Source organism: Lacinutrix sp. YIN62, from assembly GCF_057219185.1.
On record NZ_JBXVVH010000019.1, the window covers coordinates 29,641 to 53,989 of the forward strand.

Consider the following 24,349-nt stretch of genomic DNA (forward strand, 5'->3'; position numbering starts at 1 on the left):
TTTTAGTACGCTTAATATAAAAGTGTAAATCTCACTATAAAGAGATTTAAAACGATAAAGAATAAATTAAGAAGTAATTCAATTATATAATATGTCATCAAACAAGAAATACTGGAAAAGTGTTGAAGAGCTAAAAGAAAATAGCTCTATTGTTGAGACGCTAAAACAAAACGAATTTGTTCAAGAAATTCCTACTGATGAGTTCTTAGGTGATAAGGAAGCGTTGGAAAGTTCTTCGACAACGCGTCGTGATTTCTTGAAATATGTTGGTTTTAGTACGGCTGCAGCTTCTCTGGCTGCCTGTGAAGGGCCAGTGATTAAATCAATTCCTTATGTAGTTCAACCAGATCGTATTATTCCTGGTGTTGCTAATTATTATGCAACGACTATAGCTGATGGTTTTGATTTTGCTAGCGTTTTAGTCAAGACTAGAGAAGGGCGTCCAATCAAAATTGAAAACAATACAATGGCAGCTGCTAATGGTAGCGCTAATGCCAGAGTAAATGCATCGGTTTTAGGATTGTATGATAGCAAGCGATTAAAAACACCAATGAAAGATGAGAGTGTAATCTCTTGGTCATCTTTTAATATGGAGGTATCTCAGAAACTTGAGGCACTAAAAGCTTCTGGTCAGCAAATCGCATTGTTGACACAGACTTATGCTAGTCCATCAACAAGTAAGTTGATTTCAGAATTCAAAGAAAAGTATGGCAATGTAAATCATGTCGCATACGATGCCGTTTCAGAATCGGCTGCATTGGATGCGTTTCAAGCAAAATACAACGAACGTGCACTTGCTAATTACGATTTTTCAAAAGCAGGAACAATTGTTTCCGTTGGTGCAGATTTCTTAAGCGATTGGCAAGGTGGCGGATTTGATTCCGATTATGCTAAAAAACGTGTTCCAGAACATGGAAAAATGTCTCGTCATATTCAGTTTGAGTCTAATATGTCGCTTTCTGGAGCAAACGCAGACAAGCGTATCCCATTAACTCCTACAGAGCAGAAAAGAGCCTTGGCTAAATTATATAGTTTAATCGTTGGTGGTTCTGTAACTGTTAAGTTACCAAAGCATATTGAGACTGCTGTACAAAAGGCAGCAGATGAGATTGTAAGAGCAGGGCGCAATGGTGTTGTAATTACAGGGATTCAAGATGTGGATGCTCAAACGGTTGTGCTCGAAATTAATGAACACATTAAAAGTAAAGCGTTTGATACCGTAAATACAATTCAAACAAGAAAAGGTGATAATAAAAAAATAGCCGCTTTAATTGCTGATATGAAAGCAGGTAAGGTAGGAGCTATTATAATGAGTGGTGTTAACCCAATGTATACTTTATCTAATGCAAACGACTTTGCAGAAGGGTTAAAGAAAACAGGGTTGTCTGTTGCATTCTCAATGACATTAGATGAAACATCCTCTTTAGTACAATATAAAGCAGCCGCTCCTCATAATTTAGAATCTTGGGGTGATGTAGAAATTAAAAAAGGACATTTTGGTTTAATGCAACCAACTATTCGTCCGTTGTTCGATACAAAGCAATTCCAAGAAGCGTTATTAACGTGGAATGGAAATAATATATCATATAACGACTATATTAAAGCACTATGGAATGAGAATATATTAAAGGGAGAATCTTTTAATAAAGCATTACACGATGGAGTATTTGTAAGCAAAACACCAGCAGTAACAGTTGAAACAGAATCTTTTTCAACAGAAGGGGAGGAACAAACAACGGTTGTGCCTTCTGGAGATGCAGCAAGAGCTTTAGCTGCTGCCAAAGCAAAAGGAATGGAGCTTACTTTATACACTAAAGTAGGTATGGGAGATGGGCAACAAGCGAACAATCCTTGGCTTCAAGAATTTCCAGATCCAATTACTAGAACAACTTGGGATAATTACTTAACCGTTTCTGCTGTAGATGCTGAAACATTAGGTTTTAAGAACTGGCACGTTGCCGACGGTGGATTGAATGGTAGTTATGCAGATATAACTGTAAACGGTATCTCAATGACTGTACCTGTTATCATTCAACCAGGGCAGGCTAAAGGATCTGTAGGCTTAGCTTTCGGATATGGAAGAACAAGTAAAGCCTTAAAGGATGAAATGCGAAATGGTGTGAATGCTTTTGCGTTATACAATGGCTTTAATACTGTTCAGAATATTTCTAAAATTGCACCAGCAGCTGGTGAACATGAATTTGCATGTACTCAGCTTCAAAATACATTAATGGGACGTGGAGACATTGTTAGAGAAACAACTCTAGAGATCTTCAATACCAAGGATAAAAACTATTGGAATGCTGTTCCTGTAGTGTCTTTAAATCACGAAGAAACACCAGTGACTTCACAAGAGGTAGATTTATGGGATGAATTTGATCGCTCCGTAGGACATCATTTTAATCTTTCTATCGATTTAAATGCCTGTACAGGATGTGGTGCTTGTGTGATCTCATGTCACGCAGAAAACAATGTTCCTGTTGTAGGTAAAGAAGAAGTTAGACGTAGTCGTGATATGCATTGGTTACGTATTGATAGATACTACTCTAATGACGATACTTTTGCGCAAGATGATGCTCAAAAAGAAGGGTTTTCAGGTTTGTTTGGAGAGAATGGATCTTTAGATGGATTCAGACAAATGGAAAATCCAGCAGATAATCCTCAAGTCGCTTTCCAACCTGTAATGTGTCAGCATTGTAACCATGCACCTTGTGAAACAGTATGCCCTGTGGCAGCAACATCACATGGTCGTCAAGGACAAAACCAAATGGCATATAACCGTTGTGTAGGGACAAGATATTGCGCAAATAACTGCCCATATAAAGTACGTCGTTTTAACTGGTTCTTGTACAATGAGAACGATGAATTCGATTACTTTATGAATGATGACCTCGGAAGAATGGTTATCAATCCAGACGTAACAGTACGTTCTCGTGGTGTAATGGAAAAATGTTCTCTATGTATTCAAATGACACAGAAAACCATTTTGGATGCCAAACGAGAAGGAAGAGTTATTAAAGATGGTGATTTCCAAACAGCATGTTCTGCAGCTTGTAGTAGTGGTGCAATGATATTTGGAGACATCAACGATAAGAGTAGTGAAGTTGCAAAACTGTTAAAAGACGATCGTATGTATCACTTATTGGAAAGCGTAGGTACTAAACCTAATGTGCAGTACCATACAAAAGTGAGAAACACGACAGAAGCATAAAAAGAATTAACTAACAAACAATTATAAAAGGATTATGGCGTCTCATTACGAAGCACCTATTAGAAGACCTTTAGTTACAGGCGAAAAATCGTATCACGATGTAACTGTAGACATTGCAGCACCTGTAGAAGGAAAAGCAAACAAACAGTGGTGGATTGTCTTTTCAATCGCACTAGTCGCGTTTCTTTGGGGGATTGGTTGTATTATTTATACCGTATCAACAGGTATTGGAACTTGGGGTTTGAATAAAACCGTAGGTTGGGCCTGGGATATTACTAACTTCGTTTGGTGGGTTGGTATCGGTCACGCAGGAACATTAATTTCTGCAGTACTATTATTATTCCGTCAAAAATGGAGAATGGCAATTAACCGTTCTGCAGAAGCAATGACAATTTTCTCAGTAGTACAAGCAGGATTATTCCCAATTATACATATGGGAAGACCTTGGTTAGCTTACTGGGTATTACCTATTCCAAATCAATTTGGATCTTTATGGGTAAACTTTAACTCTCCATTACTCTGGGATGTATTTGCAATTTCTACATACTTATCAGTATCATTAGTATTCTGGTGGACAGGTTTATTACCAGATTTTGCAATGCTTAGAGATAGAGCAATTAAACCTTTCCAAAAGAAAATATACAGTTTATTAAGTTTTGGTTGGACAGGAAGAGCAAAAGACTGGCAACGTTTTGAAGAAGTATCTTTGGTCCTTGCAGGTTTAGCAACTCCACTTGTACTTTCAGTGCATACTATTGTATCGTTTGACTTCGCAACATCGGTAATACCAGGATGGCATACAACGATATTTCCACCTTACTTCGTTGCAGGAGCAATTTTCTCTGGATTCGCAATGGTAAACACATTGCTTATCATTATGAGAAAAGTATGTGGTCTAGAAGATTATATAACCGTACAACATATCGAGTTAATGAACATTGTAATTATGATTACAGGTTCTATTGTTGGTGTTGCATATATCACAGAGCTATTTGTAGCTTGGTACTCGGGAGTTGAATATGAACAATACGCATTCTTAAACAGAGCAACAGGACCTTATGCATGGGCATACTGGGCAATGATGTCTTGTAATGTATTCTCTCCTCAATTTATGTGGTTTAAGAAATTAAGAACGAGTATTATGTTCTCTTTCGCAATATCTATTGTGGTAAACATAGGAATGTGGTTTGAACGTTTTGTAATTATTGTAACATCATTACATAGAGATTATTTACCATCTTCATGGACAATGTTCTCGCCAACATTTGTAGATATAGGAATTTTTATTGGAACAATAGGGTTCTTCTTTGTATTATTCTTATTATACTCAAGAACATTCCCTGTAATTGCTCAAGCCGAAGTGAAGACAATTTTGAAATCATCAGGAGAGCGTTACAAGAACATTAGAGAGAGAGGTGATAGTCTAGTAGGAACTGGTGCAGATGCAAGGACTTCTAATGTTGAGAAAAAAGACGATAAAGAACAAAAAAATAATAAAGAGTAGCATATGGAAGCTTCAAAAGTAATTCACGCTATTTATACAGATGATGATGTTTTAATGGCAGCTGTTAAAAAAGTAAAAGCCGAAAAGCATCACATTGAAGAGATATATACGCCATTTCCAGTCCATGGGCTAGATAAGGCAATGGGATTAGCGCCAACAAGAATAGCCATTACATCGTTTATATATGGCTGTGTGGGGCTGTGTGTAGCAGTGGTAATGATGAATTTTATCATGATAGAAGATTGGCCACAAAATATAGGTGGAAAACCTAGTTTTAGCTATCTAGAGAATATGCCCGCATTTGTACCTATTATGTTTGAGCTTACAATATTTTTTGCCGCTCACTTAATGGTTATTACATTTTATATGAGAAGTAAAATGTGGCCTTTCAAGAAAGCAGAAAATCCAGATCCAAGAACTACAGATGACCATTTCCTAATGGAGATGCCTATTCATGGTAATGAGACCGAACTACAAAACTTGTTGGTTGAAACTGGAGCTGTAGAGATAAACATAGTAGATAAAGCGCATTAATTATACAAGATGAAAAGCAGTATAAAAATAATAATATTAGCAATAGTTTTAGTGTCTATGGCTTCATGCCAAAAGAAAACAAGACCTAACTATGAGTATATGCCCAATATGTACGAACCAGTAGGTTATGTTACATATCAAGAATCTGATGCCTTTCCAGGAGGTGTTGAAGCTCAATTACCTGTAGAAGGATCTGTGCCTAGAGGATACACGCCATTTGATATACCAAATACCAATGAAGGCTACCTATTGGCTAAAGATTCATTAGTAAGTCCTTTGGATTCTACACAAATAGATTTAGCTAGAGGAAAAAAACTTTACGATATCTACTGTGGTATTTGTCATGGTAACAAAGGTAAAGGACAAGGGAAATTAGTTAAACGTGAGAAAATATTAGGGATACCAAGTTATGCTGATGCAGGACGAGCTATTACAGCAGGAAGTATATACCATACGATTTATTACGGAAAAAATGCAATGGGTTCTTATGCTAACCTAATTAACGAAGAGGAACGCTGGCAAGTAATTGCTTACGTTTTAAAGTTAAAAGCAGATTTAGAAAAATAAGATAGATAAAGTTTATATATAGATATGTACACATTTTCAAATAGACTAAAAATAGCTGCTTTTGCACTAATCATCATAGGAGCACTAGGGATAGTATATGGTTTCTTGGATTCTCATAAATCCTTTCAAGAAGTTGAAACCATGTTAGCTAGTGAGTCTCACCATGGAGGAGGAGACCATAGTAACGCAGAAACCCATAGTGCGGGAGAAGCGCATGATTCACATACAACTGAGGCTGTGCACAGTGAAAAGCATCCAACAGGAAATAATCATACAGCAGGACACGATGTTGTAGATGAACATACAAAACATGTCGAACACGTATTACACGCAGTACATAATAGACCTTGGTCTGCATTATACATTGCTGCTTTTTTCTTTATGATGATTGCATTAGGTGTGTTAGCCTTTTATGCCGTACAATATGCAGCACAAGCAGGTTGGTCACCATTATTGTTTAGAGTCATGGAAGGAATTACATACTACTTGTTGCCAGGAGCATTAATAGTAGTGCTTATTGCTGCTTTGTCAGGACATCACATCTTTGTTTGGATGGATCCAGATATGGTAAACCCAGAGAGTCCTAAGTTTGATGCTTTAGTAGCAGGGAAATCAGGTTGGTTAAATAAAACAGGATTTATCATTAGAGCATTGATCTTTATAGGAGGTTGGAGTGCATACCGTTATTTCTCAAGAAAATTTTCTTTAGCTCAGGATCAAGCAAATGATAATAAAAACTTTAAAAAGACATTCCGTATTTCGGCTGCTTTCTTAGTATTCTTTTTATATACAGAATCAATGATGTCTTGGGATTGGATAATGAGTGTAGACCCACACTGGTTTAGTACACTCTTTGGATGGTACATATTAGCAGGTATGATGGTATGTGGTATTACTGTTATAGCTTTAATTACAATGTATTTAAAAGGCAAAGGATTATTACCTCAAGTAAATGATAGTCACTTACATGATTTGGCTAAATTTATGTTTGGTTTTAGTATTTTTTGGACTTATTTATGGTTCTCTCAGTTTATGTTAATCTGGTATTCTAACATCCCAGAAGAGGTAACTTATTTTGTTACACGTATAGAAGATTATAAATTACCATTCTTTGGAATGCTAGCCATGAACTTTATATTCCCATTACTAATATTAATGAACAGTGATTATAAGCGATTACCATGGTTCGTAGTAATGGCAGGTTTAGTAATTTTAGGAGGCCACTATATTGACATTTTCAATATGATCATGCCAGCAACAGTTGGAGATCAATGGCACATAGGTATACCTGAAATATGTTCAATGTTATTCTTCGCAGGATTATTCATTCTAGTAGTATTCTATGCTATTTCGAAACAACCATTGACAGCAAAAAGAAATCCTTTTGTAAAAGAAAGTGAACATTTCCATTATTAATAATAAATAAGTAAAGAAGAACGACAACAATGACGGCTTTATTATCAATTTTAGTTTTAGTATTTATTACAGTTGCCATAAGGCAAATGGTAAAAATATTTGATTTAACTCAAGGCAATAATGCCGATGGAGGTAACAGTCAAATAGCACATGATGGTGACAATAGGTTAAATGGATATTTAATGATAGGTTTTTTAATCTTCATTTATGTAATTACTATTGTATGCTTTGTTAAATATGGCGATTTACCATTAATGTCTAACTCAGCATCAGAACATGGGCCAGGCATTGATAATTTAATGATTATATCAATGGTCATTATTTTCTTTGTTCAAACCATAACTCAATTTTTATTACACTACTTTGCATTTAAATACAGAGGCGAAAAAGGTAAAAAAGCTGTGTTTTTTGCAGATAATAATAAATTAGAAGCCATTTGGACTATTATTCCAGTAATCGTATTAGCAGGTTTAATTATTCAAGGTTTGTTTACTTGGACCGAAATAATGAATGTCTCTGAAGAAGACGATACTATAGTTGTAGAATTATATGCACAGCAATTTAACTGGAAAGCACGTTATGCAGGTGCTGATAATACATTAGGAAAAGCAAATGTAAGGTTGATTGATATAGACCGCGCTAATGTTTTAGGAGTTGATGAAGCAGATCCTAATGCACAAGATGATATTATTACTAAAGAATTACATTTACCAGTAGGGCGCCCGGTATTGTTTAAGATGCGTTCGCAAGATGTATTGCACTCGGCTTATATGCCTCATTTTAGAGCACAAATGAACTGTGTTCCAGGAATGATTACTCAGTTTGGTTTTACACCTACTGTGACTACAGCCGATATGAGAGAAACACCAGAGATGATTGATAAGGTTCAAAACATTAATAAAATTAGAGTTGAAAAAAGCAAGGAATTAGTCGCTCAAGGTGGTGAAGCATTAGAACGTTATGAATTTGATTATCTATTATTATGTAATAAAATATGTGGTAAATCTCACTACAATATGCAAATGAAAATAATAGTAGAAACACAAGAAGAGTACGATGCTTGGTTAAAAACTCAAAAACCATTTAAAGATTCTCTTAATAAATAATAAAAAGAAAAAACGATATTAGATTATGTCAGCACACGCAGCAGATACTCACGCACACGACGATCATGGTCATCATCATAAGGAGACATTTATAACGAAGTACATCTTTAGTCAAGATCACAAGATGATCGCTAAACAGTACCTTGTAACAGGTACTATTATGGGGGTTATAGGTGTTTTTATGTCCCTCATGATGCGTATGCAAATTGCTTGGCCAGAAGAGCCAAATGCAATATTTCAAGCCTTGTTAGGGAAGTGGGCACCAGATGGTGTTATGGATGCCGATATCTATTTGGCTTTGGTTACTATACACGGTACTATAATGGTATTTTTTGTGTTAACAGCAGGTTTAAGTGGAACGTTTAGTAACTTATTAATTCCGTTACAAATTGGTGCTAGAGATATGGCTTCAGGATTCCTTAATATGGTATCATATTGGTTATTTTTCTTATCTAGTGTAATTATGGTATTATCATTCTTTGTTGAAGCTGGTCCAGCAGCAGCAGGATGGACAATATACCCACCATTAAGTGCATTACCAATGGCACAAGGAGGATCGGGAGCAGGAATGACAATGTGGTTAGTTTCAATGGCTATCTTTATCGCCTCTTCCTTATTAGGATCTCTTAATTATGTTGTTACTGTTATAAACCTTAGAACAAAAGGAATGTCTATGACTAGACTTCCATTAACAATTTGGGCTTTCTTTGTAACTGCTGTTATTGGAATTATATCATTCCCAGTATTATTATCGGCAGCATTATTATTAATTATGGATAGAAGTTTTGGAACTTCATTCTTCTTATCAGATATATTTATACAAGGCGAAGTTTTACATTATCAAGGGGGATCACCTGTTTTATTTGAACACTTATTTTGGTTCTTAGGGCACCCAGAAGTTTACATCGTTTTATTACCAGCATTGGGTATAACATCAGAGATTATAGCAACAAATTCACGTAAACCAATTTTTGGATACCGAGCCATGGTTGCCTCTATTTTAGCAATTGCTTTCCTATCTACAATTGTTTGGGGACACCATATGTTTGTTTCAGGAATGAATCCATTCTTAGGATCTGTATTTACATTTACAACATTACTAATTGCAATTCCATCGGCAGTAAAATCATTTAATTATATAACCACCTTATGGAAAGGAAACCTCCAAATGAACCCAGCAATGTTGTTTTCAATTGGTTTAGTATCTACATTTATAACAGGAGGTTTAACAGGGATTATACTTGGAGATAGTGCGCTTGATATTAACGTACATGATACTTACTTCGTTGTTGCTCACTTTCACTTAGTAATGGGAATCTCAGCATTATACGGGATGTTTGCAGGAATCTATCACTGGTTTCCAAAAATGTTTGGCCGTATGCTAAATAAAAACTTAGGATATGTTCACTTTTGGGTAACGGCTGTATGTGCTTACGGAGTATTCTTTCCAATGCACTTTATAGGAATGGCTGGTTTACCAAGACGTTATTATACAAATAGTAGCTTCCCTTTATTCGATGACTTAGCTAATGTAAATGTCGTTATAACAGTTTTCGCTTTAGTTGGAGGAGCTTTCCAAATCGTATTTTTATACAACTTTTTTAACAGTATGTTTAATGGTAAAAAAGCGGTTCAAAACCCTTGGAAGTCTAATACATTGGAGTGGACAACACCTGTGGAACATGTACATGGTAACTGGCCAGGTGAAATTCCTCATGTTCACCGTTGGGCATACGACTATAGCAAGCCAGGACATGATGTAGATTTTGTACCTCAAGTTGTTCCTTTAAAAGAAGGTGAAGAGGAACTACAACACTAAATAAAATAATAGTTATATAAATAAAAAGGCTCATTCGTAAGAATGGGCCTTTTTATTTATCTTTGAATAACGTTTCTATACTAGGTTTAGGTTAAAAGGAGGCTTAATTTCAGGTTTAAAATATTAACTAAAGGCTTTGTATCTTCCATAGCAAACGTTTAAAAGAAGGCTTTATATATACACTAAAAGAGATTTCTGTATTGGCAGAGAATGATTATGAATGAGAATTTAGATCCAACAAAAAATAACTTTTCTCCAGAAGAGTTCGATATCGAAAAAAACTTAAGACCATTATCCTTTGATGATTTTACTGGTCAGGATAAAGTGTTGGAGAATCTGAAGATTTTCGTTCTAGCTGCAAACCAAAGAGGAGAAGCACTAGATCATACATTATTCCATGGCCCTCCAGGTTTAGGGAAGACGACTTTAGCAAATATCCTAGCAAACGAATTAGGAGTAGGCATAAAAATAACATCTGGTCCCGTTTTAGACAAACCAGGAGACTTAGCGGGACTTTTAACAAATTTGGATGATAGAGATGTTTTATTTATAGACGAAATACATCGGTTGAGTCCCATTGTTGAAGAGTATTTATATTCGGCAATGGAAGACTATAAAATTGATATAATGATTGAATCTGGACCTAATGCTCGAACAGTACAAATAAATTTGAACCCGTTTACATTGGTAGGTGCTACAACGAGATCGGGTTTACTTACTGCTCCAATGCGTGCACGATTTGGAATCCAAAGTCGATTACAATTTTATAGTACAGAATTACTAACAACTATAATACAACGTAGCGCAGAGATTTTAAATGTGCCAATATCAATGGAAGGCGCTATAGAGATCGCTGGACGAAGTAGAGGCACTCCAAGAATAGCAAATGCGCTATTACGTCGTGTTCGTGATTTTGCTCAAATAAAAGGCAATGGAAGTATAGACATTAAAATTGCCAGATTTGCTTTAGAAGCTCTTAATGTTGATGCTTATGGCTTAGATGAAATGGATAACAAAATTTTGTCTACTATAATCGAAAAATTTAAAGGAGGCCCTGTAGGAATTAGTACAATAGCAACAGCTGTAAGTGAAAGCCCTGAAACGGTAGAAGAGGTCTATGAACCTTTTTTAATACAACAAGGGTTTTTAATGCGTACACCTCGAGGGCGAGAAGTAACAGCTTTAGCTTATAATCACTTGGGTAAAATAAAAGGACCTACACAAGGGGGATTATTTTAAAAATTTAAATAAAAAGAAAGATCGAATCAATGAATAAAAAAAGAAAGATACCTAAAGTGTCATTGATTCACTTTTTAAAACATTCGGCGGGTATATTAAAGAATCCACTACCATTTCATCGTAAAAATTTTAAATTAAAAGGGGATACTTTTAGTTTAAAAATAGGATTTAATTCTAGAATCTACTTTTCAAAAAATGCAGAATTTGCAGAGTATGTCCTTCAAAAAAATCAAAAAAACTATATTAAATCAAAAATACAAACAGAAGATTTAGTTAAATACGTAGGTAAAGGACTTTTAACGTCTCAAGGCGAGTTATGGAAAAAACAGAGAAAATTAATACAGCCCACATTTCATAAAAAACAATTAGAGAAATTACTAGAAGCAATGCAAACAGCTATTCTTTTTGAATATGAAAAGATTACGCCGAATAAAAATATAGATGTTTTTGCAATTTTAAATGACCTCGCTTTTCAAACTGTTGTTAAATCGTTATTTAGCAGCATAGCGAATACAAGTGAAATAAAACGATTACAGGAAATTACGGAGTCTAGCCAACGCATGCTAGTTAAAGAACTTCGACAACCCTATTTACTTTGGTGGTTTAAATCTAGTGGTCTACTCAAAAAGCACATAAAGGAAAGTGAAGAAGCCAAAGCAATATTAAAACAAATTGTAAATACACGTAAGGTTTCAGGAATAAAACAAAAGGATTTACTTGACATGCTTTTGGAGGCTAGATATGAAGATGGTCATCCAATGGCAGAAGAGCAGCTAATTGATGAAATGCTTATTCTATTTACGGCAGGTCACGAAACAACATCAAATGCTTTAACCTTTACTCTTCAATTATTAGCAAAGCATCCCGAATGGCAAGACCAGATATACAACGAAGTTAAAGGCAAGGAAGCCTTGGATTTAATGACTCAAGTTTCTAGCTTTAAAATAACACAACAAGTTATCGAAGAAAGTCTGCGATTATATCCTCCTGTTTATTTTTTAGACCGCGTAAACATAGCGTCAGATACTTTTAATGGGATGGCGTTTCCTGCAGGGTGTAATTTACTATTTTCGGTTTTCGAAATGCATCGTGATAAAAAGTTATGGAATGATCCAGAGAAATTTATGCCAGAACGTTTTGCCGAAGGAGGACGTCAATTTTCAAAATTCTATTTTCCTTTTGGAGCAGGACCAAGAAAATGTATAGGAAATAATTTTGCAATGTATGAAATGATTATTGCTGTTGCAGAATTAGTAAAAAAGTATACGTTTACTCCAAGATTTGAAGCGATAGAAATCATTCCTTTGATAACCTTAAAACCTAAAAATGCTTTTTTAAAGTTTGAAGAACGGTCAAATTTAAAGAATTAATAAAAAATGAATTCAAAAGCAAAATATACTAAACTCATAAAAACCGAAGCCAGACGCTTAGGGTTCTTGTCCTGTGGTATTAGTAAAGCTGAGTTTTTGGAATTAGAAGCCCCAAGGTTAGAACAGTGGTTGAATAACAATAGGCATGGTGAAATGCAGTATATGGAAAACCATTTCGATAAGCGTTTAGATCCAACGAAGTTAGTAGAAGGCTCTAAAAGTGTGATTTCATTATTACTTAATTATTACCCTAAAGCGACACAAAAAGACCTAACTGCACCCAAATTATCTAAATATGCTTATGGAAACGATTATCATCACATTATAAAAGGAAAGTTAAAAGCATTAACGCATTATATTCAAGATGAAATAGGAGCAGTTAGTGGACGTGCCTTTGTGGATTCGGCACCAGTATTAGATAAAGCTTGGGCTGCTAAATCTGGATTAGGGTGGATTGGTAAGCATAGTAACCTATTAACCCAACAAGTAGGATCCTTTTATTTTATAGCGGAACTGATTATAGATTTAGAATTAGATTACGATTCTATCACAACAGACCATTGCGGGACTTGTACTAAATGTATTGATGCTTGCCCTACACAAGCCATTGTAGAACCCTATGTAGTCGATGGTAGTAAATGTATTTCTTATTTTACAATAGAACTTAAAGAGCAACTACCTAATGAAATGAAAGGCCAGTTCGACGATTGGATGTTTGGTTGTGATGTTTGTCAAGACGTATGCCCGTGGAACAGGTTTTCAAAAGCGCATAATGAGCCTCTATTTAACCCACATCCAGAATTGCTAGATATGACTAAAAAGGATTGGGAGGAAATAACTGAAGATGTGTTTCGCAAAGTATTTCAAAAATCGGCAGTAAAACGCACAAAATTTTCAGGGTTGAAACGTAATATTGATTTTTTGAAAACATAATTATTTAAAATAGAAAAAAAGATAACATTACATATTTAATGGTAAGACCTACTATAACTTTAGCGTTATTATACTTATAGCATTAAAAGTAAAAACGATACTCCCTTTAGGTTCTCTATTTTTATAGAATCAGGTTTTTTAAAGAGTCGTTTTTTTCTAACAGCATTCATCTTAAAAAAACTTACATTTGTAAGTCAGAGTAAAATCTACATAAATATGAGTAAACAGAGCAAGAGAAGGGAAGCTTTAGTATATCACGCAAAGCCAACACCAGGTAAGATAAAGGTTGTACCTACCAAAAAATATGCAACCCAAAGGGATTTGGCATTGGCATATTCTCCAGGTGTAGCAGAACCTTGTTTAGAAATAGAAAAAGAGAAGAATAACGTTTATAAATATACGGCTAAAGGCAACTTGGTAGCAGTAATCTCTAACGGAACAGCTGTTTTAGGACTAGGGAATATTGGTCCAGAAGCGTCAAAACCCGTAATGGAAGGCAAAGGATTGTTGTTTAAGATATTTGCCGATATAGACGTTTTCGATATAGAGGTCGATACAGAAAATATAGACGAATTCATTCAAACCGTTAAAATGATAGCGCCCACTTTTGGAGGGATTAATTTAGAAGATATAAAGGCTCCCGAGGCTTTTGAAATTGAACGCCGTTTGAAGGAAGAATTGGACATTCCAGTAATGCATGATGATCAACATGGTACCGCAATTATATCAGCAGCTGCGTTATTAAATGCCTTAGAACTGACTAAAAAAGGTATCGAAGATGTTAAAATTGTAGTTAGCGGAGCAGGAGCAGCAGCCATTTCTTGTACACGATTGTATTTAGCATGCGGTGTTAAACGTGAAAACGTTGTGATGCTCGATAGTAGAGGTGTTATTAGAGACGATAGAGACGATTTAACATCACAAAAGTCAGAATTTGCTACCCATCGCAAAATAGATACTTTGGAAGAAGCAATGAAAAATGCCGATGTGTTTATAGGCTTATCTAAAGCAGATATTGTGTCTCCAGAGATGTTAAATACAATGGCAGAAAATCCAATAGTATTCGCAATGGCTAACCCAGACCCGGAAATTAATTACGATGTGGCTATAGCAACACGTAAAGATATTATTATGGCAACAGGACGAAGTGACCATCCTAACCAAGTAAATAATGTTTTAGGATTTCCTTTTATTTTTAGAGGCGCCTTAGATGTGCGAGCAACAGGAATAAATGAAGCTATGAAAATGGCAGCTGTTAAAGCATTAGCCAGTTTAGCTAAAGAACCTGTGCCAGAACAAGTAAATATAGCTTATGGAGAAACAAGGTTAACTTTTGGAAAAGATTATATTATACCTAAACCTTTTGACCCACGTTTAATAGCAGAAGTACCTCCAGCAGTAGCAAAAGCAGCAATGGAAAGTGGAATAGCTAAAGAACCTATTACCGATTGGGAGAAATATAAGAATACATTAATGGAGCGTTTGGGGTCAGATAATAAGATCGTACGTTTGTTAATGAATAGGTCCCGATTGAATCCTAAACGAGTTGTATTTGCAGAAGCAGATCACCTAGATGTATTAAAGGCCGCTCAAATTGTTCACGATGATGGTATTGCTATCCCTATTTTGTTAGGACGCAAAGAACAAATAGAACGCTTAAAGGAAGAGATAGAGTTCGACGCAGACGTATTAATCATAGACCCTAAATCGGATGAACAAATAGAGCAAAAAAATAAATACGCTCAAGTATATTGGGAACAACGTAAGCGAAGAGGCGTGACGTTGCTTGAAGCTCAAAAAGTAATGCGAGAACGTAATTTTTATGCTGCAATGATGGTTAATGAAGGCGATGCAGATGCACTGATCTCTGGCTATTCAAGAAGTTATCCAAACGTTGTAAAACCTATGTTAGAGCTTATAGGTTTAGCGCCAGGTTCCACAAGAATAGCTACAACAAATGTTATGATGACCCAGCGCGGCCCAATGTTTTTGAGTGATACGTCTATAAATATTAATCCTTCTGCTAAAGATTTAATAAAAATTGCTCAAATGACCTCTGGTGTTGTTAAAATGTTTGGTCTCGAGCCTGTAATGGCAATGACTTCTTATTCAAATTTTGGCTCATCAAATGATCAAACAGCAACAAAAGTACGTGAAGCAGTCTCATATTTACATATGAGGCATCCTAATTTGTTAGTAGATGGCGAATTACAAACGGATTTTGCATTGAATAAAGAAATGCTTCAAGATAAGTTTCCGTTTTCAAAATTGGCAGGAAAAAAAGTAAATACACTTATATTTCCAAATTTAGAATCAGCAAACATTACTTATAAGTTATTAAAAGAACTAAATAAGGCAGAATCTATAGGCCCAATAATGATGGGGATGCGAAAACCTGTACATATCCTTCAACTAGGAGCTAGTGTAGATGAAATTGTAAATATGACTGCTATTGCCGTTATAGATGCACAACAAAAAGAAAAAAAATAAAAACCTAAAAAAAACATCTTTTAGTATAAAAAGGGAGCGCCATTTAAATAGCGCTCCCTTTATTTTTATTCTAACTTTTATAGTCTTTTTAAGACTCTCTAAATATTTAAAAAAAAAGGTAGTTAACAGGAAATTACACCTCTTTTTTAGCACTTGTTTTTTATAGACTCTAAATAAAAAAAATTGCGTAGTTTTGAAAGTTTAACAAGACTTTTAGAAATGATTACACATATAAAAGGAAAATTAGTAGAAAAGAACCCAACAGATGTTGTTATAGATTGTAATGGTGTTGGTTATTTACTTAATATTTCACTACATACATTTTCACAAATCCCAAATGAAGAACATTTGAAATTATACACGCACCTCCAAGTAAAGGAAGATGCGCATAGTTTATATGGTTTTGTTTCTAAAGGTGAACGAGATGTATTTAGATTGTTAATCTCTGTAAGTGGTATTGGAACAAACACGGCCAGAACAATGTTGTCCTCGCTAACACCAAAACAGGTGAAAGAGGGAATCGCAACAGAAGATGTTGCTTTAATTCAGTCTATTAAAGGTATTGGTTTAAAAACAGCACAGCGTGTAATTATAGATTTAAAAGATAAAATAATAAAAATCTATGATATTGATGAAGTTTCTGTTGCCAAAAGCAATACCAATAAAGATGAAGCGTTATCTGCTTTAGAGGTTCTAGGTTTTTCTAAAAAACAAGCCGAACGTGTGGTAGATAAAATTGTAAAAGCAGAACCAGAAGTTAGCGTAGAAACAATAATCAAACGAGCTTTAAAAAATTTATAGTAGATTTTGAATACAACCAACATGCCCTTACAGAAATTCATTAAACAATACACTTTATTAATAATTCTCCTATTGTTGTCAGTTACAGCTTTAGCTCAAGAGCTAGACCCTACGATAACTCAAGATTCTGTAAAAACAGGGTTTAGCTTAGGGACTTTGGAAATGCCAAACCCTAACAGTATTCAAACAAAATATACTTATGATGCCAGTATAGATCGCTATATTTATACAGAAACGGTAGGGAATTTTAATATAAATTATCCCATAATTCTAACGCCTAAAGAGTATCAGGATTTAGTTCTTAAAGAAAATTTAAAAAGGTATTATAAAGATAAGGTCGATGCTTATGAAGGAAAAAAAGAAGGTTCGGAAGAGGAAAAAAAGAATTTAATTCCAGAGCTTTATGTTAACTCAGATTTCTTTACTAGTATTTTTGGAGAAGGCCCTATAACCATTATACCTCAAGGGTCTTTAGAAATGGATTTAGGTGTTTTGTTTACAAAGCAGGATAATCCATCATTCTCTCCAAGAAATAGAAGCAACTTTACTTTTGATTTTGACCAAAGAATAAGTTTGAGCTTGTTGGGTAAGGTAGGTTCAAGGTTACAAGTGACTGCGAATTATGATACAGAGTCTACTTTTGATTTTCAGAATTTAATAAAATTAGAATATACACCAACAGAGGATGACATTATACAGAAAATTGAAGTTGGTAATGTAAGTATGCCTTTAAATAGTTCTTTAATTTCGGGAGCACAAAGTCTATTTGGAGTAAAGACCGAACTTAAGTTTGGTAAAACAAGAATTACAGGTGTTTTTTCCGAACAGAAATCCGATACGCGATCTGTAGTAGCGCAAGGCGGAGGAACTTTAGCTGAATTTGATTTCTTTATTAGAGACTATGATGAAAACAGACACTTCTTCTTAGCGCAATACTTTAGAGAGAATTATGATAAAGCATTGGAAAACTACCCATTTATAAATACAAACATTCAAATTACAAGAGCTGAAGTTTGGATTACAAATAGAAGTAACCGTACTGAAAATGTAAGAAATATCGTTGCCTTACAAGACTTAGGGGAATCGAGTATTATTGGAAATCCAGGAGTACAAGTTACAGCAGGGCCAGGCGCTTTCCCCGATAATGGTAATAATAGATTAAATCCAACTAATATTGGAGGCCCTGGATCTCAAATAACAGACGCTATTAGAGATATTTCAACAGTAGGATCAGGAATTTTAATCCCTAATTTTAATGAAGGTTTCGATTATGCTAAATTAGAAAATGCGAGAAAATTAACAGAAGGTCAAGAGTATCAGTTAAGTACGCAATTAGGTTACATTTCTTTAAATCAGCGTTTAAATAATGATGAAGTTTTAGCTGTCGCTTTTCAATTTACTGTTGGAGGCCAAGTTTATCAAGTAGGAGAATTTGCTAATGATGGTGTAAGCGCTACAGACGTAGAAACAACAACAGGAACTAATGGAGAGACTATAGATAATGTAACGAATAATAACCTAATCCTTAAGCTTCTTAAAAGTAGTATTACAAGCGTAGAGCAGCCTATTTGGAACTTAATGATGAAAAACATCTATGATACTGGGGCATATCAGCTAAGTCAAGAGGATTTTAAGCTGAATATATTTTATAACGAAGGAGCTCCATTAAACAATATAAGTCCTGTAGAAGGAACAACTTTTGGCAGTGATTTTAAAGGCAAACCTATTATAGAAACAACACTTTTACGACTTTTTAATTTAGATCAGTTAAATTTTAATAATGATCCACAAGCTAATGGAGATGGTTTTTTTGATTTCGTTCCAGGAATAACTGTAATTCCTCAGAATGGGAAAATAGTATTTACTAAAGTAGAGCCTTTTGGTCGCTATTTATTCGACGTTTTAGCCGATCCTGCTATGCCATCAAATTATGAGGATGATAATTATGATAATCCTAATCAAGAAAAATACGTATACGATCTTCTATACAAGGAAACAAAGACCGGTGCTTTAGATGAAATAGAAAAGAATAAATTCCAATTAAAGGGGCGCTATAAATCTTCAGGCGGTGGCGGCATTCCTATAGGAGGATTTAACGTGCCACGCGGATCTGTAACAGTAACAGCAGGAGGACGTGTGCTGGTAGAAGGCGTGGATTATACTGTGAATTATACCGCGGGAACAGTTCAAATTTTAGACGAGGCATTAAAAGCGTCTAATACACCTATAGAAGTAACAGCAGAAAACAATGCTATTTTTGGCCAACAAACGAAGCGTTTTACAGGGTTAAATGTAGAACATCAGTTTAATGAAAATTTTGTTTTAGGTGCAACCTATATAAATCTAAATGAAAGACCAATAACACAAAAGGCAAACTACGATAGCGAGCCTATTAACAATACGATATTTGGCCTTAATGGTAACTTCTCTACAGAGGTTCCGTTTTTTACACGATTAACAAACAAGTTGCCTAATGTAGATACCGATGCGGCTTCTAATCTTTCTGTTAGTGGAGAATTTGCTTATTTACTGCCAGGAGCACCAAAAGGAACTAATTTAAACGGAGAAGCAACAGCATATGTAGATGATTTTGAAGGTTCACAAAATGGAATCGATTTAAAATCACCACAAGCTTGGTTTATGTCAAGTCGGCCAAGGAACTTAGGCCGTATATACAACCAACCAGAAGATGAGAGCGGTATACAGAACGGGTATGATAGAGCACTTTTAAATTGGTATAGTATAGATCCTATTTTTTATAGTATTCAAAGACCAAACGGAATTGATGTCGACGATATTTCTAGCATTTATACCTCTCGTGTTTTTGTGAATGAGTTGTTCCCAGAGCAAGACATTGCACAAGGGCAAACAACAGTGTTGAATACGCTTGATTTGTCATATTATCCAGAAGAAAGAGGGCCTTATAATTTTAAACCAGGTTCCGAAGATAATATAAATCCGGATCCTGCCGAGAGTTGGGCCGGCATAACGAGAGCATTAACCTCTACAGATTTTGAGCAATCTAATGTTGAATATATAGAGTTTTGGTTACAAGATCCTTTTCAAGAAAACGCATTAAATCCAGGAGGAAAATTGATATTTAACTTAGGAAGTATTTCTGAAGATGTGTTAAAAGATGGACGAAAACTATATGAAAATGGATTACCTCAAGATGGAAATATTTCTTTATTACAAGGCGCTGCTAATGTTAACGGTTGGAATGAACAAACAGTAGTGCCTCAAAATCAAGCTTTAATTTATGCTTTTGATACTACAGGACAAGAACGCGCCAATCAAGATGTTGGTTATGATGGTTTAGATGATGCCGAAGAAGTTTTAATTTCACCAGCGTATATGGGGCTTTTAGATCCGGCAAATGATAATTATCAATATTATATTAGTGCAGAAGGGAATGTATTAGAACGTTATAAAAAATATAACAATGTGGAAGGAAATTCACCAGATGCTTTTAGTGATACCAATAGAGGGTCTACAACAGAACCCGATGTCGAAGATATTAATCGTGACAATACGATGAATACAATCGATAGTTATTATGAGTATGAATTAGAAATAACACGTCAAAATTTACCCCTGAATGATCTGAGTGAGATAACGAGTACAAATCCAATTGGTAGCTTTATTAGAGATTTAAAAATAAGACCCCGAGAGTTGGCTAATGGCGATACAGAGCAAATACGATGGTATCAATTTAGAATACCAGTACAAGGGGATCATGTAGAGTCGGTTAACGGGATTTCCGATTTACGTTCTATTCGTTTTGCGCGTATGTATTTAACAGATTTTTCAGAGAATACCATTTTTCGTTTTGGGAGTTTAGATTTAGTTCGTAGTGACTGGAGGCGTTATACGCTATCACTTGAAGCTCCAGGAGTAGATGATAATGCAGAGGATGATGATACCGCTTTTTCTGTAGGTGCAATAAGTACATTGGAAAACGACGGTAGTTATCAATCACCTCCAGGCATAGAGCCAGAACAATTAAATAATAATAATTCAATTATTCGACAAAACGAACAATCCCTAGTCGTAAATGTTTGTAATTTAGAAGCAGAGGATTCTAGAGCGGTATATAAGAATATCAGTTTAGATATGAGGCAGTATAAACGTTTGCGTATGTTTATGCATGCTGGCGAAGGGGATACACCAGGACTTTCCGATGGTGATTTAATAGGTTTTATAAGAATGGGTAACGATTTAACCCAAAATTATTACCAAATAGAAATACCGTTACAAGTCTCTCAAGGAGGCTCTCGTGAACAATTATGGCCAGAAGCCAATGAGATCGATTTAAGACTAGAACTACTGCAACAAATAAAATCGTTAGGGATTAGTAACGGCACATTATCAGATGTTGAAGCTAGTTTTTATGATGTGATTGGTGACGAAGCTGTTCCTGTAGTAGGAGATCAGTTTTCAGGTTATGTAGCCGGACAACAACGTATTGCGGTAAAAGGAAATCCTAATTTTGGAGATGTTAGAACACTTATGGTTGGGGTTAAAAATGCTAGAAATTTCACGACTTGTGGTGAGGTTTGGTATAATGAATTACGTTTATCCGAAATGGATAACGAAGGCGGTTGGGCTGCGATTTTAAATGTAGATACCAATTTTGCAGATTTTGCTAACCTGAGTGCTACAGGAAGAATGAGTACTGCTGGTTTTGGTTCAGTAGATCAAGGCCCAAATGAAAGAAGCCTTGAAGACGTGAAGCAGTACGATTTTGTTACAAACGTAAACGTAGGACAATTACTTCCTAAAAAATGGGGACTACAAATACCTTTTAATTATGGACAATCAGAAGAATTAATTACACCTAAATACGATCAGCAATATGAAGATTTAGAGTTGGAAACACGTTTAGACGCTGCCGAGAGTAGTGAAGATCGTAAGAAAATAAAAGAAAATTCAGAAGATCATACAAGACGGAAAAGTATCAATTTTATTGGTGTTAGAAAAACACGAACTGGAGACGCAAAGCCTAAATTTTACGATGTTGAAAATTTAACCTTAGACTATTCTTATAATAAGGTTGAGCATCGTGATTTCGAAATTGAGCGATCTATAGATAAACAAGTAAGAGCAGGGGTTAATTATGCTTATAGCTTTCAGCCAACAGTTATTGAGCCCTTCAAGAAAAATGACTCTTTGTTTACAGGTAAGTATTGGAAGCTATTAAAGGATTTTAATTTTAATTTATTGCCAGCAAGTTTCTCTGTGAATACAAACTTAAATAGACAGTTTAATAGGCAGAAATTTAGAGACTTGGAATTAGGAGAAGGTAATATCGAATTAGATGAGCTCTTTAGACGAAATTATACGTTCGATTTCCAATACAATGTAAATTGGAATTTAACAAAAGCCTTGTCTTTTAATTATGCAACATCAAAGAATAATATTGTAAGAAATTATTTTAAAGATAATATTGTTAATGGAGAGCAAGACCCTACATTAGATGTTTGGGATGGTTTTTTCGACTTTGGAGACCCTAATATTCAATACCAACAATTGGGGGTTAATTATGAAATTCCGTTAAACAAGATCCCTACGTTAAGTTTTTTAAGTGCAACCTATTCCTATACGGGAGAATTTCAATGGCAAAAAGGGTCAGATCTATATGGTGATTTGTTAGCAGATGATGGCCTTACATACGATTTAGGTAATTCTATATCTAATGGGAATACCCACAATATAAATTCAACGATGGATATGAACAAGTTGTACAAATATATTGGGTTAACTAAAAAACGAAATAAGAGAGGAAAGAATAAAATTACGCGGTCAGATAGAAATAAAGGCGGAACACCTCCTGGAAAAAAAGACGGGATTACAAAAGGTAAAACACAAGTAACGACCCCAACAAAAAGCGGTAAAGGGCTTGGAACAAAAATAGCAAATGTTGGTATAGATATATTAACGAGTGTTAAACGTATCCAATTAAATTATTCAGAAACAAACGGAACTTTTCTACCAGGGTATTTACAAACGCCAAACTTTTTAGGTTCTCTAGAGCCTACTACAGGGTATACTTTTGGAAGTCAGAAAGATGTTAGAGAACTTGCTGCGCGAAATGGATGGCTAACGGTTTACCCTGAATTTAATCAACAATATACGCAGAATCAAACAAAGCAATTAGATGTTTCTGTAAATGTAGAGCCTATAAAAGATTTGAAGATAGATTTAGTAGGTTTTAGAACATATGCACAGAATTATACAGAAAATTATAAAATAGAAGATGGAACATATAGGTCTCTAACACCAAATACATTCGGTAATTTTAATATATCTACATTTACTTTGCCTACAGCTTTTGGAAAAAGTGATGAAATTAGTTCTGCAGCTTTTGATGATTTAAGATCCAATAGATTAATAATAGCAAAACGATTAGCAGAAGAGAAAGGTATCGATGTTAATAATCCAGCAAACTTAGACGAAGAAGGGTATCCCTTAGGATTTGGTAAAACAAGTCAGGCCGTTTTATTACCATCGTTTTTAAGTGCGTATACAGGACAAAAAGCAAATAAAACAACATTAGAGGCTTTGCGAGATATCCCCATTCCAAACTGGGATTTAAAGTATACAGGTTTAATGAAACTAAAATGGTTTAAAAAACGTTTTAAGCGTTTTTCAATCACACACGGTTACCGTTCTAATTATACTATCAATCAATTTAGAACAAATTTAGATTATAATGGTATCGACTATACTTTGGATTACGATTCACAACCACTTGAAGATTTAGATCAGGCAGGAGACTTTAAAAGTGAAACACTATACAGTAATGTTAATTTAACAGAAACGTTTAGTCCATTGATAAAAGTCGATTTTGAAATGAAAAATTCAGTGAAAATTCTAACAGAAGTTAGAAAAGACAGATTCTTGTCCTTAAGTTTTGATAATAATTTAATGACTGAGGTGCAAGGTAAAGAGTATATTCTTGGTTTGGGTTATAAATTTAAAGACGTCAGAATAAAATCTAATTTAGCAGGACCAAGGCAAAGAATTGTTAGTGACCTAAATATGGAAGCAGACATCTCTGTAAGAGATAACAAAACAATAGTTAGATATTTAGATATAGAAAACAATCAAGTTACTAATGGGCAAACTATTTGGACTTTAAAATACAAAGCAGATTATGCTTTTAGTAAAAATTTAACAGGAATTTTTTACTTCGATTATACTTTTTCAGAGTATGCTATATCAACAGCATTCCCTCAAACAACAATACGTTCAGGGATAACTTTAAGATATAATTTTGGTAATTAAACTATTATAGTGTACTAATTTGAAATGACAGTTTGATTAGATATATTTGTAAAAAATTATATAAAAAAGAAT

13 protein-coding genes are annotated in these 24,349 nt (G+C 34.8%); all 13 read left to right on the forward strand.

What is annotated here, in order from left to right; all coding sequences use genetic code 11:
• The first annotated feature begins 91 nt into the window (after nucleotides 1–91).
• The 13 genes from AC2D8I_RS12725 (at nucleotide 92) to sov (ending at nucleotide 24,277) form a co-directional block, all read left to right on the forward strand.
• Complete coding sequence (locus AC2D8I_RS12725; RefSeq protein WP_484706398.1) at nucleotides 92–3,211, forward strand: TAT-variant-translocated molybdopterin oxidoreductase; 3,120 nt, start codon at nucleotides 92–94, stop codon at nucleotides 3,209–3,211.
• 34 nt (nucleotides 3,212–3,245) lie between these two features.
• Nucleotides 3,246–4,715, forward strand: coding sequence for an NrfD/PsrC family molybdoenzyme membrane anchor subunit (gene nrfD, locus AC2D8I_RS12730; protein ID WP_484706399.1), 1,470 nt, complete (start codon nucleotides 3,246–3,248; stop codon nucleotides 4,713–4,715).
• A gap of 3 nt (nucleotides 4,716–4,718) precedes the next feature.
• On the forward strand, nucleotides 4,719–5,249 hold the full coding sequence (locus AC2D8I_RS12735; RefSeq protein ID WP_484706400.1) for a DUF3341 domain-containing protein: 531 nt from the start codon (nucleotides 4,719–4,721) through the stop codon (nucleotides 5,247–5,249).
• Nucleotides 5,250–5,258: 9 nt separating this feature from the next.
• Entirely contained in the window at nucleotides 5,259–5,816 is a 558-nt protein-coding gene (locus AC2D8I_RS12740) for a c-type cytochrome (protein WP_484706401.1), read from the forward strand.
• Between the two features lie 24 nt (nucleotides 5,817–5,840).
• On the forward strand, nucleotides 5,841–7,232 hold the full coding sequence (locus AC2D8I_RS12745) for a quinol:cytochrome C oxidoreductase (RefSeq protein WP_484706402.1): 1,392 nt from the start codon (nucleotides 5,841–5,843) through the stop codon (nucleotides 7,230–7,232).
• A 29-nt stretch (nucleotides 7,233–7,261) separates the two neighbouring features.
• Nucleotides 7,262–8,338 carry a cytochrome c oxidase subunit II gene (locus AC2D8I_RS12750; RefSeq protein ID WP_484706403.1) on the forward strand — a complete coding sequence of 359 codons (1,077 nt, stop codon included), beginning with the start codon at nucleotides 7,262–7,264 and terminating at the stop codon, nucleotides 8,336–8,338.
• A gap of 25 nt (nucleotides 8,339–8,363) precedes the next feature.
• Complete coding sequence (locus tag AC2D8I_RS12755) at nucleotides 8,364–10,157, forward strand: cytochrome c oxidase subunit I (protein ID WP_484706404.1); 1,794 nt, start codon at nucleotides 8,364–8,366, stop codon at nucleotides 10,155–10,157.
• 216 nt (nucleotides 10,158–10,373) lie between these two features.
• On the forward strand, nucleotides 10,374–11,396 hold the full coding sequence (gene ruvB, locus AC2D8I_RS12760) for a Holliday junction branch migration DNA helicase RuvB (protein WP_484706405.1): 1,023 nt from the start codon (nucleotides 10,374–10,376) through the stop codon (nucleotides 11,394–11,396).
• Nucleotides 11,397–11,425: 29 nt separating this feature from the next.
• Nucleotides 11,426–12,766 carry a cytochrome P450 gene (locus tag AC2D8I_RS12765; protein ID WP_484706406.1) on the forward strand — a complete coding sequence of 447 codons (1,341 nt, stop codon included), beginning with the start codon at nucleotides 11,426–11,428 and terminating at the stop codon, nucleotides 12,764–12,766.
• Nucleotides 12,767–12,772: 6 nt separating this feature from the next.
• The gene (gene queG / locus AC2D8I_RS12770; protein WP_484706407.1) at nucleotides 12,773–13,699 is read left to right on the forward strand and encodes a tRNA epoxyqueuosine(34) reductase QueG; all 927 of its coding nucleotides are present in this window, start codon (nucleotides 12,773–12,775) and stop codon (nucleotides 13,697–13,699) included.
• A gap of 216 nt (nucleotides 13,700–13,915) precedes the next feature.
• Nucleotides 13,916–16,189 (forward strand): NADP-dependent malic enzyme, encoded by a 2,274-nt coding sequence (locus tag AC2D8I_RS12775; RefSeq protein ID WP_484706408.1) that lies wholly within the window; start codon nucleotides 13,916–13,918, stop codon nucleotides 16,187–16,189.
• 219 nt (nucleotides 16,190–16,408) lie between these two features.
• Nucleotides 16,409–16,990, forward strand: coding sequence for a Holliday junction branch migration protein RuvA (gene ruvA / locus AC2D8I_RS12780; RefSeq protein ID WP_484706409.1), 582 nt, complete (start codon nucleotides 16,409–16,411; stop codon nucleotides 16,988–16,990).
• 6 nt (nucleotides 16,991–16,996) lie between these two features.
• Complete coding sequence (gene sov / locus AC2D8I_RS12785; protein ID WP_484706410.1) at nucleotides 16,997–24,277, forward strand: T9SS outer membrane translocon Sov/SprA; 7,281 nt, start codon at nucleotides 16,997–16,999, stop codon at nucleotides 24,275–24,277.
• Nucleotides 24,278–24,349 lie beyond the last annotated feature (72 nt).